Source organism: Pedobacter sp., from assembly GCF_035566355.1.
In the GTDB taxonomy this organism is placed as follows: Bacteria; Bacteroidota; Bacteroidia; order Sphingobacteriales; family Sphingobacteriaceae; genus Pedobacter.
The window spans coordinates 1-17,432 of the sequence record NZ_DATMRL010000554.1 but is presented as its reverse complement, the minus strand read 5'-3'; the positions used below and the strand labels follow the sequence as shown (position 1 = coordinate 17,432).

Genomic DNA, 17,432 nt, shown 5'->3' with positions numbered 1-17,432 from the left:
AGGATAAAGTAAATACGAAGAATGGAATATTAAGTAAGGGGTGGATTATTCTACCAATCCAATAATTCAGGCCAAAAGCGGGATCGTTAAACCAATAATAGACAGCGGTTCCATTAATCCACTCTGTTACTCCAAATTTAGCCGTTGCAGCATGAAGATAGACGATGCTGACCTGAAGGCGTATAAAAATATAAAGAGAGAGGAGAAATAGTTTTAAATAATCATTATTAAAGAGCTTGCTTACTTTTATTTCTTTTTGCCAGTGCCAGATCCTGGAATCTGTTAAGGCAATTGGAAGCATCAGCGTACTTAAAATACCGGTTAATTGGTCGCCACCCTCAATAAAGATAGAATACCGCATAAAGCTGAGGGAAATCCAAGCATGAAATATTGCCGTTAACCTTGGTCGGTAACCAATCACCACCATCAACAACAGAAAAACGGCCAGGAACCGGCCTATTTCTCCATGATCTCTGAAAAGGAAAAAGAAATTTAATCTGTAAAGAAGGCTCTCCGTTAGATTGGGAACTTGACTCTGACTGACTACAGGGAATAATATTTTTGCCGTATTAAATAAAAGTGTGAGCATAGTGCCACATGCTAAAACAGATCTGGCGAGTCCGTAAACATTGGTCCAGGGATTCTTTACAGGATATTCGAAGGTGAGGAATGTTTTCAATCTTTAAATGTGATGTTTACTTTTATATACCTAATGGAATCCCCAGTATGGCTGATGAAATTTCGATATGCCCAGGGCGTGATGCTCTTTCTTAAAATCAGGACTTGTTTTGGTATATAGTCGCTATATTTTGTGGGTAAGATCATTTGCTGAGGCATGATGGTGTCTTTTTGAACGTGAAGAAATTGTTCGTCTGTACAGGAGCTCCAGTGCTGTGAATTAGCCTTCTTTAATACCTTTAGCCCGTAAATATTATTGATGTAGGCACAGGTGCGGCTTAGTCCCCATATGTTTCTTAGATTGGCTCTTTTAGTATTTGGATCTAAAACCCAACCTTGTTGATCTCTGATGAGATAATAGAGTCTTACCTCCTGTGGATTTCTGGTGAAAAATCCCCAGCCCTCCGGAATCAGCATGTTTACAAATAATTTTTGTTTTAAAAAGTATCTGGATAGTGTGTTATAGTTGAGTGAAATGGATAGCAATGAAATAATCACTGCTATCCAAAAACCAACTAGAAAAATGATAAAGGCCTTTAATTTAGGTGGCATAGCTTAATGGCTTTACAGGGCTATTTTGAAAATGCATTTGCTATTGTTGCAACAAACTCTTGTCCACGTAAATTAAGCACTTGTGCCCTATTCTCTGGTACAGGTACGGCTACGGTGTCTATATCCACGTCTACAGCCCGGTCTACATCCAGATTTGGTACCGGGGTATCCTGAACGGGCGACTGTTCCACAAATATAGCAACTAAGGCTACCGCACCACCCACGGCTGCTACCCATAGGTATACGAAGGTTTGTCTGTGGATATAGATGTTTGTGTTTTTATAATAAACACCTCCTGAAAGATCTTCTGTTTCGTCTTCGGCGGCCGCAGCCAAAGCGGCGGAGGCGTGTTTGTCTTTTACATTAAAGACTTTGCGCAAGAGCGATTTGTATTTGTCTGTATTGAGTAAGTTGACGACCTCTTTGGATTTTAGTTTGTAGCCTCCGTCTTGTTTAAACTCTACTAAAAGTTCTTGCTTGGCTGTTCCATTGACTTTTAGATCCTGAAGTTTACTGTCAACATCCAGGGATTTACGCATTGCCGTGGTTGCTGTCTTTAAGGCATTTTTTACCCTGCCTACATTTCCACTTTTAATTTCTGTTCCAAACTTCTCAAAAAAGTCTTTGTCAGTGCCTTTTATTTTATTGAGAATTTCGTTTTCTACTTTTTCAATATCATATTTTGCATCCGTATCGCTAAATGCATTTTTGAAATCAAATACATAATCTGAAACAAGTGCTGTGGCTTTGCCATCACCAAAATACAGCGCTTTAAAAATTTCCTCTCCTGTGTACTCCTTTCCTGTCTTGACATTGGTTGAGGAGTCACTTTTTTTACAACTGGCATAAAAAATAATGGATGCCATGGGAATGGTGATGTACCATTTTCGAGCGAGATTTCTGATTTTTTCCATGTTAGATGTTAATTTAAGGTGTTTAATAATTAGTTATTGTAATATCTCTTTGAGTGTTTCATACCAGATTTGATTATTTGTTTTGACACCATTGTAGTCTGTAATCATATAAATAACTTCTTCATCATTAAACCTAAGCCTTAAAGGCTGCCAGAAGAGGCCGAAATTTTTTACGGAGGAAGCGGGAAAGACATCGTCAAATCCCAGATAGACCTCTTCTATACTGCGGAGTGGTAAGGACAGATTTTCATCGCCTGTAATTTCCAGGCTTCTTTCGGACAGGGAAACTTTTCCTTCATGAGCATGTAAAGGGGGAGTAAAAGAGAAAAGCCCCATTATGCTTTTTAGCCAGCTCTTTTCCTGGGAGAGTTCCTGTTCATAAGCCCAGTATATTTTACTTTCGAGTAATGTCATTTGCGGAGCGAAAAAATACGTTGTTCTTAAATTACTATTGAACCTGGGGTACAATAAGCATAACAATTGAGGCTACAAACACTGTTTGCACAAGGGGAAAAGCAGAAGTTAGTTGTATTAGGGCAATGGGATTTTGAGGCGTTTCATTTGAAGAGCGTTTAAGTTAATAAGAAGAGAACTATTAATATGCTGCTATAACGTGTTTATATAAAGCTACTTGAAGGTAATTATTTAATTGCATAAATGCAAATATTGTTTGAGACGTTGTATCATTCTGGCAGAGATTAATTTTTCTACAGGCTTGGTAGGTTGATAAATTTGTCGGTAATTTAACTTACATCGCTTGTTTATTAGTGCTGAGCGTAATATAATTGTATTTTTAAAAAAATGATATTAGAAGAGACTTTCCCCGTGCCGGCAAATGAGATGCAAAGATTGTTGAATTTGTCTGAACTTGATCTGGATTATTCCGAACTTTCTGAAGAATTTAAAGACCTGGCTATGCTGGCTGCCAAAGTAGCTGGTACCGATATTTCGCTGATCAACCTGATTGATTCCTATACTACCTGGACCATTTCGGGGCATGGATTGGAAGTACAGCAAACGCCAAGAGAAGAGTCTCTGTGCCAGTATACCATTATGGGGCAGCCGCAATTTGAAGTTTCAAATCTTCTATTGGATAAGCGCTTTGAGGATAAAGATTTTACTAAGGCGCCTTTGTCGCTTCGGTATTATCTGGGTGTACCGCTTACAGATCCAGATGGCCAGCAGATTGGCTCCCTGTGTGTAGTGGATACGGTTCCTAAAAATCTGAGCCCTGAAAAGATTGAAATGCTGAAAATTATAGCAGGTCAGGTGATCAACCGTATCAATACCTACCGCGCTATAAGGGAATTGAAGAGCGAAGTTAAGAATGCGAACCAAACAAAAAGTAAAGTTGCACATGATATTCGCGGGCCATTGGCAGGGATTATTGGCTTATCTAATATTATTGTACAGCAAGGGAATGGCAATGATCTGAGCGAGGTACTGGATTTTATTCAATTGATCCACAAAAGCAGTAAGTCTTTGTTAGAGTTGGCCGATGAGATTTTGACCGAAGACCAGCAGGGTAGAAAACTGACGGATAATGAATTGAACCTGAGTGTATTTAAATGTAAGTTGGAGGATCTCTATAATGGCCAGGCAAAAAATAAAAACATTAACCTGCTCATTCAGCTTAATGAGGGTAATACCTTATCGCCTTTTCCTAAGAACAAGTTGCTGCAAATTACTGGCAATCTGATTTCTAATGCCATTAAGTTTACCCCGGAAAATGGAGTGGTTAAGGTTGATATGAGCTTAATTGAGCAAGAGGATCAGCATCTGCTCGATTTGAAGATCTCAGATACCGGTGCAGGTATTAGTGAAGAGGCGCTTAAACATTTAGAACTGGGCAGCAATTCAAGTACGAATGGTACTTGCGGAGAGAAGGGCTATGGTTTCGGCCTTGAATTGGTTAAACACCTGATCAAGGGTTTGGGCGGTACGATGGAAATTTATAATAAAATAGGATCGGGTGCATGCTTTAACGTAAAGATACCTTTTCAAAAGCAGGTGGAATAAATATTACTTACCATCTCCTAATACAAATAGTGCTGCTGCAGTATTAATATTAACTTTCCTTTTTGATGTAGTCCATATCGTTTTTTCTTAGAATTGCTCCTTTATCGAAATAGAAATCGGCCATTTGTTGGTAGTTTTCTGCAATCTGATCGTCTCTGCTGTATAGTAGGATCAAAAAACGGCCAAGTGTGAGTATTGAACCGTTCCCATCTTTAAAATCTGGATTATTGACTGCAACTTCTGCTTCCTCCACTGTGTCATACTCATATATCCTAACAGAGGCTTCATCCATGGTGTTTTTTGGAGAGGTGAAGGATTCTATATATATACCCTTTAAATGGCTATTTTCTTCTCCAAAATTATAGGTTGCCAAAGCAGAAGGGGTGCGGTATATTTTAGGCTCATTTTGTTTATGAGGCTTTAGATTTTTGAACTTCATCCCTTTTAGCCTCAGATCTTCTAAAGTAAGGTCTTTACCCACTTCTTTACTTATGGTCTGGGTTTCTTTACTTGGATTGCTTGTCTTATTCTGGCAGGAAACTGTAAAAGCCATAAGAGAAAGCGCTAGGAGCTGACCGGTCAATCTGTTTTTAAAAAAAGCTGTTTTCATATTTTTTTATTTAGCCTTAAATACCCGGAAGTAAATATCTAAGAAGTTTCATTGAACGTATTATGGTAAATAATAGCTCACTGCCTGATGTCTGCACTGGGTACTAAGAAACTTCAAAGATATCTATGTGTTTGTATATAGATATATCCTTGTGTTCTTGTAAATCTAAAATAATCCTACAGCAATTGCATCAAGATTTTCTCCCATAATTCTAAAATGCCGGTTCACCAGCATTCCTCATAGAGGTAGCATTGTTACGAATAGGAGGAACAGCATTCCTTTGTTTTTTAAACAACTGGTAGATTCTGTTTTCCGAAGATTTTCTATCCAGACTGATGAGGTAAAAAGTTAGAAACAAAAATGCGCCCAGCATGAGTAAAGATATGAATGCGATCTGCTGATTCATTTCCAAACTGAAGGTTAATACGGTTGCAACGGCAAATATAAACTGTAGACTTGTGATGATGTTTTTTAGATTATTCATTTGCTTCTTAACTTAATTTTCATTGTAAGTTATTGATAATATCATACAAATAATATTTTTTTAAATAAAATATTTCGTATTTCAGATCTATTAAGTTTGAAGGCAAATTGTGGGCGGTATACAAGCCATAGGTTAACATCAAGCACAGGTCATATCATATCTTGTTGATTTTCAGATTTTAAAATAAAAATATTATTTTAGAATAGTAAATAAATCTACTATGGCAGAAAGAATTATCGTTAGAAGGAGAGGAACTCCTTTGGCTGTACTTGAAATGCTGTTTTCTGGTGCATTTTTTTCCTATTGGGTATGTAAGCAATATAGCTTAAATTGGATTCTTGGAATTATTATTTTCATTGGCTCCATGCTCCTCATGAGTTATCTGTTTTTTAGGATCCGAATATTCCGATATGTTTTCGCAATAGTCTTTTCCTTTGGATGGGGCTTTTTAGCTTACGCTTTTGCAAGTAGTGCGACTAGGTCCGAATCTACTGCATGGATTGCATTGGCAGCTGTATTTGCGCTCAGTTTGTTTATACACAAAGCCTACTTTCAATTTGAAAGCACGGCTACAAAGATTGATGTGAGATAGGCAGCAGTCGGGAGAGAACTTTATGCTCCAGGAGATATGGCCAGTAGCTTTATAAAGCCTATGAGTCTACACCCAGTTGTAGTAGAATTTTACCTTCTGAGTTTTTGTATACCTTAACCTCTGTGAGTACCAGGTCTGCTATATCATGGCCCCAGATGCCGTATTTTCCATCTGTTTGGTTTCTGTTATAGAGTTCTTTCCTTTCTTTAAGTGGAACTGTTTTGGTTTTAGCTGTTTCTTCTTCCTCTTTATAAAGCTGGTAGTAATGTTTACTGATCTCTCTTAAAAGCAATTCTCTGGTGAAACCTGAGGGCGAGGTTAATTCAAAGCGATATTCGTTATTTAACGGATAGTCTATGATAACCGTTACGTGGTTATCTGGGATAACCACTTTGTCTTTATCTACAAGATGTGGTATATCCAGTTCAGGTTTCTCGAGGCTAGCCCAGGGAATAATCCCATCTTCAAAATCCTTTTTGTTATCCGTTGCTATTTCATAACGGATAACAGAGAGTAAGGCACCAAGACTGTCTGTACGTTTGGATGCTGCCTGTTTTTCCCTTTCGGTTAGTATTTTATCATATTCTGATTTGTATATCCTGGGAGGTTTTGAATGACAGCCGAATAGGGTAAGCGCCAAAGCGGCGATTAATAAACTGGAGGAGGCAACTTGTTTAATAGAGCGCATAATTAAAAATGGTTGGTGGTATAAATATAAATATCAATTTACAATCAGCGAACAATCTGGATGAAATAAGTTGCCAAACGGGTTAATATGCGTTATATGGTGTGTTTATTAAAAAGACCTGTACTTCTTTTCTCACTGGATCTTACAGATCCTGAGGTGTGAAAAGAGGTACAGGTCTTTTTTGCAGGGTGGAGACCGGGGAAGGGAAATAGTATGGTGGCTACAGGGCTTCTATTTGCTCCGTGGTTAATTTGGTGTATTTGATGATTTTGTCAATAGGTTCACCATTTTGCTTCATTTCATATGCAAACTCAATGGCTTTTTCCTTCACCGCCTCTTCAATGGCAAATTCCCTAACATTATGCTCATCTCTAAGCATTTTTAAATCGTGCTGATATGCGTTCATTTCTTCTGGGCTTAAATTGCTAACTTCTGCTATCTCTAATAATTTCACAAACTCTGGTTTTTCACTCCACGCTGGTGGCATATTGTCTAAGTTCTTTAACATATACTTCCTGGTAGAATCGTTCTGGGCTTGTGTTGTGTTTTTCTTCCATTCATTTTTTCTATATGTTACCAATGTATGTGTAGTAATTTAAAGAATCATTATTTGTTTAATGATTAATAAAAAATAATTTAATGATATTTAGTTTTGCGGTATGCGGGTATACGCCGTGTCCCCCTCCAAAGGGGAATAGTAAGGTGGGGATGAAAATGATAGGTAATATCTATTGTTGGGGAGTAATGTTAGCCTTATTTTAGTAAAAATTAACTTGTATTAAATTCATGAAAAACGCTCCCATTCTCTACCTCTCGTTATGCTTAAGTATTCTGTTTTTTAGCTGTAAGCCCCAAAAGGCTGAAATTGATTTTAATGGTACAAATACATTGTCCCAAATATTGGATAAGCAAAAAACAAGTGGTAAATATTTAGTACTGATCTTAACTAAAGGCGGGTGCGAGTTATGTGATATTTATAAAAGAGAACTTAATCAACTTAATGAGACCGGCAATCTTCTTTTGAATTCCAATTTAAATATTAATTCTATAGCTGTTAATGGAAACGGATCCGTATTAAATCAATTATTTAGGGACTATAGTTTTCCTTTGACATTGATTTTTGACAAGAGTGGTTCAATAAAGGGATATTTTAGAGGGGCCAGACCAGAGATATTGTTGCAAGCATTGCCATCAGTTTATTCTGGAAAGGTTTTTTATAACTCAAAAAGGCCATTCTTAAATAATGTGGATAAAATAACATTTTCAGATGATCAAAAAATAGGGTTTATAAATGAGTTATTCAGATATACTACTATTATCCAGCATGGAAAGAAATTAGATCAGGGTCAGATAGACAGTCTTATCAAAAATACTCTTAAAAAGCCATATTTCTTTAACAATTATATATTGGCTAAGGCTATGCAAAGTGCTGGTGATACCATTAGAGCTGCGAAATTAGCAGATTCTGTTATAACTGTTTACCAGGAAGAATTAGATGTTTTACTTTACCAGTCGCTAAGAAATGAACTTCGTTATGTGGCTACTGGTCATCATGAAGCGGTGAGTCAGCCACTAATTACAACTCCACAGACTGAAATCAACTTCGGGAAGGAAAAAGTTGGTGCAATGAAAACGATATTGATCCCTGTTAAAAATGTAGGAAAGGAACAACTTGTTATAAGTAATGTAAAAGTATCTTGTGATTGTCTGAATGTTACCTGGTCGCATGAACCGATACTTTCAGGAAAAACCGGAGAAATTAAGGTGAGTTATGCGATCAGAAATGAAGGTGTATTTAACCAAAGTTTATTTGTTTTTTCAAATTCACCTACGGAACCTCTACAAATTAATATTAATGGAATTGCCCAAATTATTTAAACCAGAACTATATGAAAAAATCAATTTCAATTGCCCTATGTCTATTGGCTTTCTTTTCCGTTTTTGCTCAGACTACCCCAAGTATTGTGTGCCCGGACGGTTCTGTAGATAGTGGACCGATGCCTTATCCTACTGATTGTACCAGGTTTTACATTTGTGTGGTTCTGCAGGGAACTCAACGTATTCCATTAACATTTCAATGCCAGGGAGGATTAGTATTTAGCCCAGACGAACGTGTGTGCACTTATGAAAATGAAGCTAAAAATCCTGCCCCACCGTGTAACTATGTTCCACCAGCCCATTAATCTTTAAAAGAAAGGTGCTGATGCTAAATCACACCTTTTTCTACCCTAACACTCATCCTATGAACTTCAAAACCTATTCACTTATTTTTGGCTTCGGCTTCTTATGTTATTGTTCACAAGCTCAAATTATAAAACAGGCTGTTTCTGCCAAAAAGGGGTTGGGCATCAAGGTTGATGGCAAACTCGATGATTGGAAAGCTTCAGATTGGAAGGATGATAAAGTAACAAGGCTGTCATACGCACTGGCAAACGACGATAAGTACTTGTATCTCGCTATCAGGAAGGATAAGAATGCAATTAAGATTAATAAAGGCGGATTGAGTTTTATTTTGGTTGACGGGAAAAACGAGCTGAATTTCACTTATCCTATGGTTGAATCAGGAAAGGTAGAGCAGGATCTGATTTCCCTGCGGGGTATTCCGAGTATCCAGGATAGTGTTATTTCTGTTTATAATGAGTATGGTATCAATGCAGCAATGGTTAGTGAAACTGAAACCGATGGCCCCGTTTATACGATGGAATTTGCTATTCCCTTCAAAAATATACAAGAAGTGATACCCGCGCAGTTGAAAGTATTGAATTTCATTATTCGTTTAAAGGGAAATAATAATAGTGCAATGGCTAGATTACTTAGCAGCTCTACCATGGACAACCAGAGTCTTATACGCAAAGAAGATTTAATTGATCTTTTCTCCGTCACGGAGATGAAAGGGATTTACCAAATTGTCATAAAATCGAAGTAGACTAAAGATCTGCTTTCCTCAAATCATAAGTGCTATCATCGTAGTTAAGCCATATCTGAAGAAAATCATGTGCTCTTTTATAGGGGTAATGGTGTGTTATGTCTTGTATGGGCAAAATAAGCCTGTGGTTACTGTTCCTCTGGCTTTAAGAGAAGTAAGTGGTGTGGTAAAAGACTCTACAGATACAGGAATTGAAGGTGTAACTGTTCGTTTGGTTTCTTTGAAAGATACCCTGCAAACCCTAACCAATGGACAAGGTGTTTTTGTGTTTAAGAATGTAAAACTGGCCGAGTTTATAATTAGTGTTGGGGGCTTAGGTTATTTAAACAATTCCCGTAAATATTTAAATAATGACACCAAAGCCCGTTTGGTGCTTAAGCCCATTGTTTTGAGATCTGAACATCAGCTTTTAAATGAGGTCGAGATTAAAGGAAAAACCGGGCCTAAGTATTTAAAAGATACGGTTGAATTCTGGGCCGACGACTATATAATTCGTGATTATGCTAAGCTCGAAGATCTGTTGAGAAAAATGGAAGGTGTATCCGTTGATAAAGCAGGTAATGTAACGCATCAGGGGCAGGAGGTAAAGCGGGCAAAATTTAATGGTATCAACTATTTTGGAGGGGATATTAAGAGTGCGATTAAAGAATTGCCTGCAAATATTGTTGAACGGATACAGATCATTGATGACTATGGTGATCAGGCGGCGGCAACCGGTGTTAAAAGTGGTGAATCCACAAAGGTTTTAAATGTGATCTCTAAAGTTGACAAATCGGTAGGCATCATGTATGGGTTTACGGGCGAATCCGATTTAGATGACCGGTATTATGCTTCCGGCTCTTTTAAACGCATTGATGGCTTTAAGCAAATTGGAGCCAATACCTCGATGGGTCAAATGCCTGCGGGGATTAACAATACCCCCCCTGTGGGTACGATTAGTAATTCTAAACCGGGCTATTTTGATTTTTCCAGGCAAGGCTCAAGTATTGAAGGTGGTCAGATCAAAGATCTGGATGGTGGATTGAATTATAGTGACCAGCTCAATAAGCATCTTACCTTTGAAAGCAGTTATCGTTTTAAAGAATCAAGTTCCAGCACCTTCAGTAATTCTGTTTCGGAAGAGTATTATAGCGCGGGGCTGGTTCGTGGCAACCGGTCAACAATGGGAAACAGCCATAGCCAAAATCATTCTTTTAGAGGCGTGGTGAATTATAATCCGGCCAAATCTGATCAATTTGTGATCACAACCAATCTGGATTATAACGATAATAAAAGTTCATCTGATCAAAGGTTTTTGCAAAGCGGTGCCATCAATATCAAGCAGCAGTCTGTCAATGGGAGCGAGGCTAAGATTCCTGCTTACAATGCCTCGGTACTTTATACTCATTTTTTTAAACCTGTTGGTTCAAGTCTTTCTTTTCAGTTCAGCTCTTCTGCTAAGAAAGTGAATGAGGACCGCGATGATGAGAATATGTTTGACAATATTGTGCCTGAGATGGGAAGTGAGGAACCGCGATTACATTATTTAAGGGATATTTCGCGTTTAGGCCGTAACCAAGCTTTACAGGCTGTTTATAGTTTGCCAATTCGTAAGTTTCTGAAGATGAGTCTGGTTGCTGCGGTGAGTTATTCGGACAACAACAGCAGTCAGGTGGTTAACGCGCTTGATGGTTATGGAGGAGCAAGGGAAATAGACTCCTTAAGCCGTAAATTTAGCTATCAAACCATAGATAACCCATTCAGTTTAAAATTTGCTTACAACAGGAATACCTGGTATGAATTGAATTTTGGAGTGAAAGTGGTGGGGAGTCATCTCAGGGGATCTTATGGTGTACTAAAAAATGTGATCCAAAGAGATTCTTATACGGTTATTCCGGAGCTGGACTTCAGGTTAAGTCCGAGCAAAAGGGCTGAATTCAAATTGGGTTATACGGCTGCAATTCAACAGCCGGCTTTTGCACAGGTATTGCCGATTCCAGATATCAGTGATCCGCTGAATATACAGATGGGCAATACCGCTTTAAAAACAGCAGTCCTGCACCGGCCAAGTCTATCTTATATGATGTTCTCTACAGAAGCTAAACTTCAGTTAGATGTTCGTGTTTCGGGTATATTTACGAATAACAAAGTAGTGAGTAACCAGATCCTGATCAAGGATCCGGATTTTGGTGTGCGTAGAGAAACGCATTATGTGAATGCCAATGGGGATTATAGTTTGATGGGCTATTATAATGTATCCAAGAGTTTTGAGAATGTTCATTATGCGATTAAAATAAATGGAATGGCCAATTATTTTAATTCGGTTTCTATGAATGATGGTTTGAAAAATATTGGTAAAACATGGGGTTTGACACAGCAAGCTGTTTTTGAAACCACGCCTGTAAACTGGCTGGATGTTAATCCGGGAATCAAATTCATTTTCAACAGGACTGCGTTTTCCTTACCCGGTTTTTCTGGAATTCATTCGGGCATTACGGAGTTTAATGTTTATGGTAAGGCTTATTTGTCCAAGGTGTTTGTATTCGGTTTTGATGCTGGTAAGAGTTTGGTGCGGGGCTTTAATGATAATCATAATCCGTTTATCCTGAACTTAAATCTTGAGAGAAGAATATTTAAGCAAAAAAATGGTATTGTAAGTGTTGTTCTTATGGATGCTTTGAAACAAAACAATTTCTTTTCGCGTACATTAATGAGCAATGGGTTTGTAGATAGCCATTCTAATCCTGATAGCAGGTATTTTTTATTACAGTTTTCATGGAGCCCTCAGCATTGGTCGGCTGGAGGCAATGCAGGGAAGGCGAGGGCCAGAAACGGGATGTTTATCAAATAAACCCGGTCTTCTTTTCACACTGGACCTTCCGCGAAGAGCTTCAGGCCCTGAGGTGTGAAAAGAGGACCGGGTTTATTTTTGGGTGCAGACAGGAGGGGGTGATACCATTGATTATTTTGTTATATTTAATCGATATGGTATCTTTATATTAATAATATATAACAAGAATGGGACTAGCATCGCATAATAGAAAAGCCAATACTAAAGGTGTTGTGATAACGAAAAGTGCCGGATTAATCAAATTGATTGATAATGGTATTCTTCGTATGAAATTTCAGGTGATATCTGATGCGGAATTAAAGCGGTATGAACATCCCATGTATAAACCTTTGATACCTTAACACCAAGATATAGATTGTAAAGCCTCTGAACATTCAGGGGAATTTTTATAAATAATAGATCCGAAAAAAAATGGTTCTTAAGATTTATTATCCTTCTGATCGCAAGTTTATCTCTATATAATTTTAAGAATTTTCGACAGAAAGTTGCAAGAAATTCTAAATGGGAGTGAGTAAGGGGAAAAACCTGCACTTCTTTTCTCACTGGACCTTCCGCGAAGGGCTTCAGGCCCTGAGGTATGAAAAGAGGTGCAGATTTTTTTGGGTGCAGACCGGGGAGGGTGGTTAAATTGCTGTTTCTTCGTTTATCTGTTTTAAATACTTTTTTGCGTTTTCAATTTGTTCAGGGAATAGTACTACTCTTCTACTTGTGACAAGACTAAAGCTATTGCTGCAGGTTCAGGTGTATCAACGAGTTCATCTGTTTTTATGTTCTTTGTTTCCATGTGTTTAAATCTTATTCAATTCAGTTTTTATATCATTAAATCTGGTTCCAAGGATTTTTATTGTTGAGGAGGACTCCTTTAGTAGGGAATCCATTCTTTCATTAAGTGAATCGATTTTAGCTTCGACTTCATCGAGTCGTTCGCCAAATGATTTGAAATTCCTATCAATTCTTGCAAGGACAGGTTGTAATGTGCTTGGGACAGTTTTCTCTCGTTTTTTTTCTTCCATTGGTGTACGGATTGTGAGTTTATGTGTTACTATTTATAATGCCTCGATTTGTTCTGGAGAAAGCTTAGTGTACTTTACTATTTGCTTGACTGATAAGTTATCTTTCTTCATTGCACGAGCCAGTGTCTTTATTCTTCTTTTTGCTTTAGCTTCAACTTTTTTAGCGCCTCTGTCTTCGGCCATTGCAATTATAAGTTCGTCTATACCCATTGTTTTTGTTATTTGTTTTTGTTATGAATTTGATGTTTAAAGTTAAATAGAACGCTTTTCCGGACGTTTTGCTATTTGTGAACAGGGTTTCAAATAGTCTTCAACTGCTTCCTTAAATGCAGTTTTTAGATCTTTTACCGAGGATCCTTCGAAACTAACAAGATCGTTAATAGCAAGGATCTTTCCGTAAAAGACTTCATCTACAGCACTAAAATGTACCAACGTGTAGTAGTTTTTGTATTGTAATATTTCTTCCACAGTTTTAGCAATAGTCGAATAAGATATGTAGAAATGGAATTCGACGTTTTGAGGAAGGAAATTTAAGAGGGTGTTCTTTTTGAGGTGGTGATAGGATTGGGTGTGGATTTGCTTCTTGGTTTCCTCCGCCGAGTGGTATTAGAATGACGGAAGAGGAGTGTGCTAAAGCAAATGATATGCTTCGTGCACGTTTGTAGTTGCCGGCGTTTATATCTTTAATTTTTTGTTCGCCTATTGAATAAAACTCTGAGGATTTAGTGATGATTTCTCCGAGGGGCGATTTGTGTTTTTTAGTTTGTATCATAATCGTAATAAATGTTCTTGTTTAGTCGATGTCTATAATTAAACAACCTCCAAGTGGACTTTGCTTGTAGGTTTTTCGAAGTGATTTTTGAAAAAACTCTAAATGTCCAAAGATGGATTCGTATGAAACTTTACCTTCTGAGCTCAACATAATTGTACCGATACTAATGGATATTTCTTGCGATTCGACTGTAATGTTTTGTCTGTAATTATAGACCTCGCTAAAATTTGGGTTACCAGCCTCTTGGGAATAAGCCTCGATTTCCGATTGGGTTGGGTTTGTGTTTAAAAATGATAGAATTTCTTCGCAATCTTCGTCTAAGGCGTATTCTGTTCCATACATGTCATTGTAGTATTGTTCTAGAAAGGGTTTTAATTCTTTTTCCATAATTTCTGTTTTTAAAGTCCAGTTGTATACCTTTTCTGTTTCGCTGAAGTTAAATGAGGTAGGATTATCTACAACTGCATTTAAAAAGTAATCTATAGGTGTTTTGCTCTTGGCTTTCAGGTTTTCTATCGATTTAGTTTCGACGGTGAATTCTGTGATTATTCCTGTTGTAATGTATGTTCCCATTGTTTAACGTTATTTATTGTTTAGAAGATTATTGATGGTTCTTTTTTCTCTGCGAGCATTGGCTTTCTATTATTTGCCTCTATAAATAGGCTGCCTCCTATCTCGAAATCTAAGTATCGGGTTCTTATGGCTTTTTCAAAGAAAGGGAGGTGATCATAATCTGGCTTGTATAGCACTTGTGCTTCGGCACTTAATAGAATGACATCGGTTTGGCACTTTACTTTTTGAGTTTGGAAATTGATGTATTGTTTACGGTAGTTGTCTGCACAAAAAACTCTGTTATAAATATTTTCTAAGTAAAGTTGGATTTCTGAATACGTGGGGGTTGTTTTGAAGAAATAGGTTAGTTCCAGGATTTCTCTTCTATAATGAGATTTTGATCCGTAGAGGTCATCGTAATACTCTGTTATGAAGGCGCCTAATTCATCTTCTATAATTGCTGGTTTTAAGGTCCAGATGTATTCGTTGCCTATTTTTTCCAATTTGTATGCACTTTCATTGGATACAAGTAGATGTGAAAATGTTTCTTCTGGGTTAATGCCATGGATTTTTGTTTTTTGTAGTTCTTCATGGCTTGTACTGAATCTGGTAATGATTCCTGTTTTTAGATATGTTCCCATTGTTCGTTTTTTTATAATTAGTTAATGGTTGCAAAGCTATATATAATGATTTATAGTTTCAATTATTATATAAAAATTAAATTTTGATTGTTTTATGATAATATTGAGGAGCGAATCAAAATTTTGTGGAAAACCCCGCACTTCTTTTCACACTGGACCTTCCGCGAAGGGCTTCAGGCCCTGAGGTGTGAAAAGAGGTGCAGGGTTTTTTGGAGGGGTATCTGGGGAGGGAAGAGATATGTTATTTGGTGATTTGAGGAATAAGAGGAATTTGTATATGTTTATGATATTATCGCAATGTACATTACGGTAATGTGCATTGCGATCATGCAGATATAATACCATCAAGATTATACTAATGATAGTTACTTGCTTTCTATCCTGTTACAGGAAGAATAGCCCGGTACTTGGAAATATTAATCGACGAAAGGGGACTAGAATTTATTTTTTGGCAAATACGTTAGCAACGGTCTTTACTACCCATCTAACTACTAGGATAAGGAGGATGAAACTTATAAAGGGCCAGAGAGCAAATAATATCAAATGGGGTTCCATTATTACACTTTTAATTATAAATGTGAAATTAGAAATTTTCTGTATTAAAATGAATAGAGTAATACTTTGTCTGTCGTGTTCTCAGACGGAATGGGAAATGGAGGGTGAAAAACCCTGCACATCTTTTTCTCACTGGACCTTCCGCGAAGAGCTTCAGGCCCTGAGGTGTGAAAAGATGTGCAAGGTTTTTTTTGGGGATATCCGGGGAGGGTGAGGATTTCTTTATTTGTCTTGCAGAATTCGATTAAACTCACAATATTTGGTCATCTACAAACGCTAATTGATCTTTATGGCTATTAAACCACCACAGGATATGAGCAATAAAGAATTGCTTAAAAATGAATCTATTTTTAAAACGAGTGTGACCCTCACAATTATCAGTTGTACTTTCATGCTGGCTGTTGGTATATATCTACTGATTGCTAAAGGTGAAAAGATCAATGCTTTTTTATTCCTACCTGTTGTATTTGCAGCTACAGGATTTACAACTTATAATTCACTGAAAGCGATCAGGAAAGAAAAAGCAGCCAGAGATATATAGCATTTTTGTTTATCTGAGGTTATAAATTGAGCGTTTCTGCATGTTCTTTTATTACCTTATTTCTGATCAATAACAGATTTACCATATACTTTCTAAGAAACAATCGGTCTGCTACTTTACCAAGCATTCCCATTGGGGAGGTATAGTTAAAAATATCCGCCATTAATGTACCCTCGCCTTTTTGCTCAAATAGATGTTCATGCTTAAATGACTTAAAAGCTCCGGAAACCATTTCGTCAACAAAATAATTGGGATATTCCATTGCGGTGATTTTGGAATTAAGGTGTTGTACAATTCCAAAATGTTTAGCTTCCCATGTTACGGATTCATTTAGTTCAATCAATCCTGAAGTTTTACCTGCAATTGCCCGTTCGTTTGTGTGTGCGGTGGAGATTTGATGGAGATCAATGCTTCTGGCAAGATCGAAGACAATGCCTCGGTCGGCTTTTATGATAGTTTCTAAACGGATAACTGGCATTTACAAATAAAGGAAATATTTTAGGTAGATGCTAGATTGGGGAAGATGCGAGGAAAAAACCTGCACTTCTTTTCACACCTCAGGGCCTGAAGCTCTTCGCGGAAGGTCCAGTGAGAAAAGAAGTGCAGGTTTTTTGGGGGGTATTCGGGGAAGTGGGAGGTTGAGTTGGATCAAACTTTGGGTAAGCTGTAACCGTTGTGATACTGGGCCAGCAGGTATTTATTGTTGATCTGCTGGTCTGTAAACTGGTGTTTGGCATTGTTCCATGATAATTTTTGTTCGCTTCTGAAGGCAAGATTTCCCATTTGCGCAACGGTAGCTACATGCGCAGCATCCTGTATGGAACAGTTCAGTTCTTCTTTTTTTCTGGATCTGACCACACTAAAGAAATTGACCATATGATTGTTCAGTCCATTATCTGAGGATTTAATAAAGGGCTTGCTAACTTTATTGCCGCTTGCCTTTTCTTCAATGACTTCCCAGCCTTCCCTGTTCAGGATCAGCGTGCCATTGTTACCGATATATGCAATCCCATGGTTGCGGTTATAAGAGCCGTTATCGATTCCCATGGCAGAGTCCCATACCAT

The 17,432-nt window shown here is 37.6% G+C and carries 21 protein-coding genes and 1 pseudogene; 7 read left to right on the top strand and 15 right to left on the bottom strand.

All coding sequences use genetic code 11. The annotated features are described in order from the left end of the window. From VNZ46_RS21775 to VNZ46_RS21760, 4 genes are all read right to left on the bottom strand, one after another. The coding region (locus VNZ46_RS21775; RefSeq protein WP_325562553.1) for a sporulation-delaying protein SdpB family protein at positions 1-679 on the bottom strand (679 nt) is incomplete at its 3' end. After that, entirely contained in the window at positions 676-1,230 is a 555-nt protein-coding gene (locus VNZ46_RS21770; RefSeq protein ID WP_325562551.1) for an SdpA family antimicrobial peptide system protein, read from the bottom strand. The genes VNZ46_RS21775 and VNZ46_RS21770, both read right to left, overlap by 4 nt. Before the next feature lie 20 nt (positions 1,231-1,250). Further along, on the bottom strand, positions 1,251-2,144 hold the full coding sequence (locus VNZ46_RS21765) for a hypothetical protein (RefSeq protein ID WP_325562549.1): 894 nt from the start codon (positions 2,142-2,144) through the stop codon (positions 1,251-1,253). 33 nt (positions 2,145-2,177) lie between these two features. After that, positions 2,178-2,558 carry a hypothetical protein gene (locus tag VNZ46_RS21760; protein WP_325562547.1) on the bottom strand — a complete coding sequence of 127 codons (381 nt, stop codon included), beginning with the start codon at positions 2,556-2,558 and terminating at the stop codon, positions 2,178-2,180. A 387-nt stretch (positions 2,559-2,945) separates the two neighbouring features. Here VNZ46_RS21760 and VNZ46_RS21755 point away from each other — a divergent pair, with 387 nt between their 5' ends. Continuing rightward, positions 2,946-4,163: a GAF domain-containing sensor histidine kinase gene (locus tag VNZ46_RS21755; RefSeq protein WP_325562545.1), complete on the top strand. Its 1,218-nt coding sequence runs from the start codon at positions 2,946-2,948 to the stop codon at positions 4,161-4,163. A gap of 49 nt (positions 4,164-4,212) precedes the next feature. Here VNZ46_RS21755 and VNZ46_RS21750 read toward each other — a convergent pair whose 3' ends face one another. Then, positions 4,213-4,773 carry a hypothetical protein gene (locus VNZ46_RS21750; protein WP_325562543.1) on the bottom strand — a complete coding sequence of 187 codons (561 nt, stop codon included), beginning with the start codon at positions 4,771-4,773 and terminating at the stop codon, positions 4,213-4,215. A gap of 211 nt (positions 4,774-4,984) precedes the next feature. Then, a complete protein-coding gene (locus VNZ46_RS21745; RefSeq protein ID WP_325562541.1) occupies positions 4,985-5,257 on the bottom strand; it encodes a hypothetical protein in 273 nt (90 codons plus the stop codon). A gap of 220 nt (positions 5,258-5,477) precedes the next feature. Between VNZ46_RS21745 and VNZ46_RS21740 the strand changes: the two genes are divergently transcribed. Further along, complete coding sequence (locus VNZ46_RS21740) at positions 5,478-5,849, top strand: hypothetical protein (RefSeq protein WP_325562539.1); 372 nt, start codon at positions 5,478-5,480, stop codon at positions 5,847-5,849. A 58-nt stretch (positions 5,850-5,907) separates the two neighbouring features. Here VNZ46_RS21740 and VNZ46_RS21735 read toward each other — a convergent pair whose 3' ends face one another. Together VNZ46_RS21735 and VNZ46_RS21730 are read right to left on the bottom strand one after the other, a co-directional pair. Beyond that, entirely contained in the window at positions 5,908-6,537 is a 630-nt protein-coding gene (locus VNZ46_RS21735) for a hypothetical protein (protein ID WP_325562537.1), read from the bottom strand. A gap of 220 nt (positions 6,538-6,757) precedes the next feature. Then, positions 6,758-7,045 (bottom strand): hypothetical protein, encoded by a 288-nt coding sequence (locus VNZ46_RS21730; RefSeq protein WP_325562535.1) that lies wholly within the window; start codon positions 7,043-7,045, stop codon positions 6,758-6,760. A 278-nt stretch (positions 7,046-7,323) separates the two neighbouring features. On the opposite strand from VNZ46_RS21730, the gene VNZ46_RS21725 reads away from it, so the two are divergent. The 4 genes from VNZ46_RS21725 (at position 7,324) to VNZ46_RS21715 (ending at position 12,293) form a co-directional block, all read left to right on the top strand. After that, entirely contained in the window at positions 7,324-8,415 is a 1,092-nt protein-coding gene (locus tag VNZ46_RS21725) for a DUF1573 domain-containing protein (RefSeq protein WP_325562534.1), read from the top strand. A gap of 11 nt (positions 8,416-8,426) precedes the next feature. Continuing rightward, positions 8,427-8,720, top strand: coding sequence for a carbohydrate-binding module family 14 protein (locus tag VNZ46_RS29430; RefSeq protein ID WP_414693521.1), 294 nt, complete (start codon positions 8,427-8,429; stop codon positions 8,718-8,720). 59 nt (positions 8,721-8,779) lie between these two features. Beyond that, on the top strand, positions 8,780-9,463 hold the full coding sequence (locus VNZ46_RS21720) for a hypothetical protein (protein WP_325562533.1): 684 nt from the start codon (positions 8,780-8,782) through the stop codon (positions 9,461-9,463). A 67-nt stretch (positions 9,464-9,530) separates the two neighbouring features. Next, the gene (locus VNZ46_RS21715) at positions 9,531-12,293 is read left to right on the top strand and encodes an outer membrane beta-barrel protein (RefSeq protein WP_325562531.1); all 2,763 of its coding nucleotides are present in this window, start codon (positions 9,531-9,533) and stop codon (positions 12,291-12,293) included. A gap of 788 nt (positions 12,294-13,081) precedes the next feature. On the opposite strand, the gene VNZ46_RS21710 is transcribed toward VNZ46_RS21715, so the two are convergent. From VNZ46_RS21710 to VNZ46_RS21690, 5 genes are all read right to left on the bottom strand, one after another. Continuing rightward, positions 13,082-13,306 carry a hypothetical protein gene (locus tag VNZ46_RS21710; protein ID WP_325562529.1) on the bottom strand — a complete coding sequence of 75 codons (225 nt, stop codon included), beginning with the start codon at positions 13,304-13,306 and terminating at the stop codon, positions 13,082-13,084. A gap of 33 nt (positions 13,307-13,339) precedes the next feature. Continuing rightward, on the bottom strand, positions 13,340-13,516 hold the full coding sequence (locus tag VNZ46_RS21705; RefSeq protein WP_325562527.1) for a hypothetical protein: 177 nt from the start codon (positions 13,514-13,516) through the stop codon (positions 13,340-13,342). Between the two features lie 42 nt (positions 13,517-13,558). Beyond that, positions 13,559-13,774, bottom strand: a complete 216-nt coding sequence (locus VNZ46_RS21700) for a hypothetical protein (protein WP_325562525.1) — start codon at positions 13,772-13,774, stop codon at positions 13,559-13,561. Positions 13,775-14,099: 325 nt separating this feature from the next. After that, positions 14,100-14,651 (bottom strand): hypothetical protein, encoded by a 552-nt coding sequence (locus tag VNZ46_RS21695; RefSeq protein WP_325562523.1) that lies wholly within the window; start codon positions 14,649-14,651, stop codon positions 14,100-14,102. A gap of 20 nt (positions 14,652-14,671) precedes the next feature. Then, positions 14,672-15,271, bottom strand: coding sequence for a hypothetical protein (locus tag VNZ46_RS21690; protein ID WP_325562521.1), 600 nt, complete (start codon positions 15,269-15,271; stop codon positions 14,672-14,674). A gap of 844 nt (positions 15,272-16,115) precedes the next feature. Between VNZ46_RS21690 and VNZ46_RS21685 the strand changes: the two genes are divergently transcribed. Beyond that, on the top strand, positions 16,116-16,367 hold the full coding sequence (locus tag VNZ46_RS21685) for a hypothetical protein (protein WP_325562519.1): 252 nt from the start codon (positions 16,116-16,118) through the stop codon (positions 16,365-16,367). Positions 16,368-16,386: 19 nt separating this feature from the next. Here VNZ46_RS21685 and VNZ46_RS21680 read toward each other — a convergent pair whose 3' ends face one another. Both VNZ46_RS21680 and VNZ46_RS21675 read right to left on the bottom strand, forming a co-directional pair. Next, the gene (locus VNZ46_RS21680; protein WP_325562517.1) at positions 16,387-16,845 is read right to left on the bottom strand and encodes an SRPBCC family protein; all 459 of its coding nucleotides are present in this window, start codon (positions 16,843-16,845) and stop codon (positions 16,387-16,389) included. 170 nt (positions 16,846-17,015) lie between these two features. Next, positions 17,016-17,432: pseudogene (locus tag VNZ46_RS21675) on the bottom strand (gfo/Idh/MocA family oxidoreductase); the annotation flags it as partial.

Bases quoted from the DNA above. Each gene is read 5' to 3' on its own strand.
- VNZ46_RS21685 (WP_325562519.1), top strand. From the start codon at position 16,116: ATGGCTATTAAACCACCACAGGATATGAGCAATAAAGAATTGCTTAAA.
- VNZ46_RS21755 (WP_325562545.1), top strand. From the start codon at position 2,946: ATGATATTAGAAGAGACTTTCCCCGTGCCGGCAAATGAGATGCAAAGA.
- VNZ46_RS21740 (WP_325562539.1), top strand. From the start codon at position 5,478: ATGGCAGAAAGAATTATCGTTAGAAGGAGAGGAACTCCTTTGGCTGTA.
- VNZ46_RS21765 (WP_325562549.1), bottom strand. From the start codon at position 2,144: ATGGAAAAAATCAGAAATCTCGCTCGAAAATGGTACATCACCATTCCC.
- VNZ46_RS21770 (WP_325562551.1), bottom strand. From the start codon at position 1,230: ATGCCACCTAAATTAAAGGCCTTTATCATTTTTCTAGTTGGTTTTTGG.
- VNZ46_RS21690 (WP_325562521.1), bottom strand. From the start codon at position 15,271: ATGGGAACATATCTAAAAACAGGAATCATTACCAGATTCAGTACAAGC.
- VNZ46_RS21745 (WP_325562541.1), bottom strand. From the start codon at position 5,257: ATGAATAATCTAAAAAACATCATCACAAGTCTACAGTTTATATTTGCC.
- VNZ46_RS21705 (WP_325562527.1), bottom strand. From the start codon at position 13,516: ATGGGTATAGACGAACTTATAATTGCAATGGCCGAAGACAGAGGCGCT.
- VNZ46_RS21680 (WP_325562517.1), bottom strand. From the start codon at position 16,845: ATGCCAGTTATCCGTTTAGAAACTATCATAAAAGCCGACCGAGGCATT.
- VNZ46_RS21715 (WP_325562531.1), top strand. From the start codon at position 9,531: ATGTGCTCTTTTATAGGGGTAATGGTGTGTTATGTCTTGTATGGGCAA.
- VNZ46_RS21720 (WP_325562533.1), top strand. From the start codon at position 8,780: ATGAACTTCAAAACCTATTCACTTATTTTTGGCTTCGGCTTCTTATGT.
- VNZ46_RS21725 (WP_325562534.1), top strand. From the start codon at position 7,324: ATGAAAAACGCTCCCATTCTCTACCTCTCGTTATGCTTAAGTATTCTG.
- VNZ46_RS21730 (WP_325562535.1), bottom strand. From the start codon at position 7,045: ATGTTAAAGAACTTAGACAATATGCCACCAGCGTGGAGTGAAAAACCA.
- VNZ46_RS21710 (WP_325562529.1), bottom strand. From the start codon at position 13,306: ATGGAAGAAAAAAAACGAGAGAAAACTGTCCCAAGCACATTACAACCT.
- VNZ46_RS21695 (WP_325562523.1), bottom strand. From the start codon at position 14,651: ATGGGAACATACATTACAACAGGAATAATCACAGAATTCACCGTCGAA.
- VNZ46_RS21750 (WP_325562543.1), bottom strand. From the start codon at position 4,773: ATGAAAACAGCTTTTTTTAAAAACAGATTGACCGGTCAGCTCCTAGCG.
- VNZ46_RS29430 (WP_414693521.1), top strand. From the start codon at position 8,427: ATGAAAAAATCAATTTCAATTGCCCTATGTCTATTGGCTTTCTTTTCC.
- VNZ46_RS21735 (WP_325562537.1), bottom strand. From the start codon at position 6,537: ATGCGCTCTATTAAACAAGTTGCCTCCTCCAGTTTATTAATCGCCGCT.
- VNZ46_RS21760 (WP_325562547.1), bottom strand. From the start codon at position 2,558: ATGACATTACTCGAAAGTAAAATATACTGGGCTTATGAACAGGAACTC.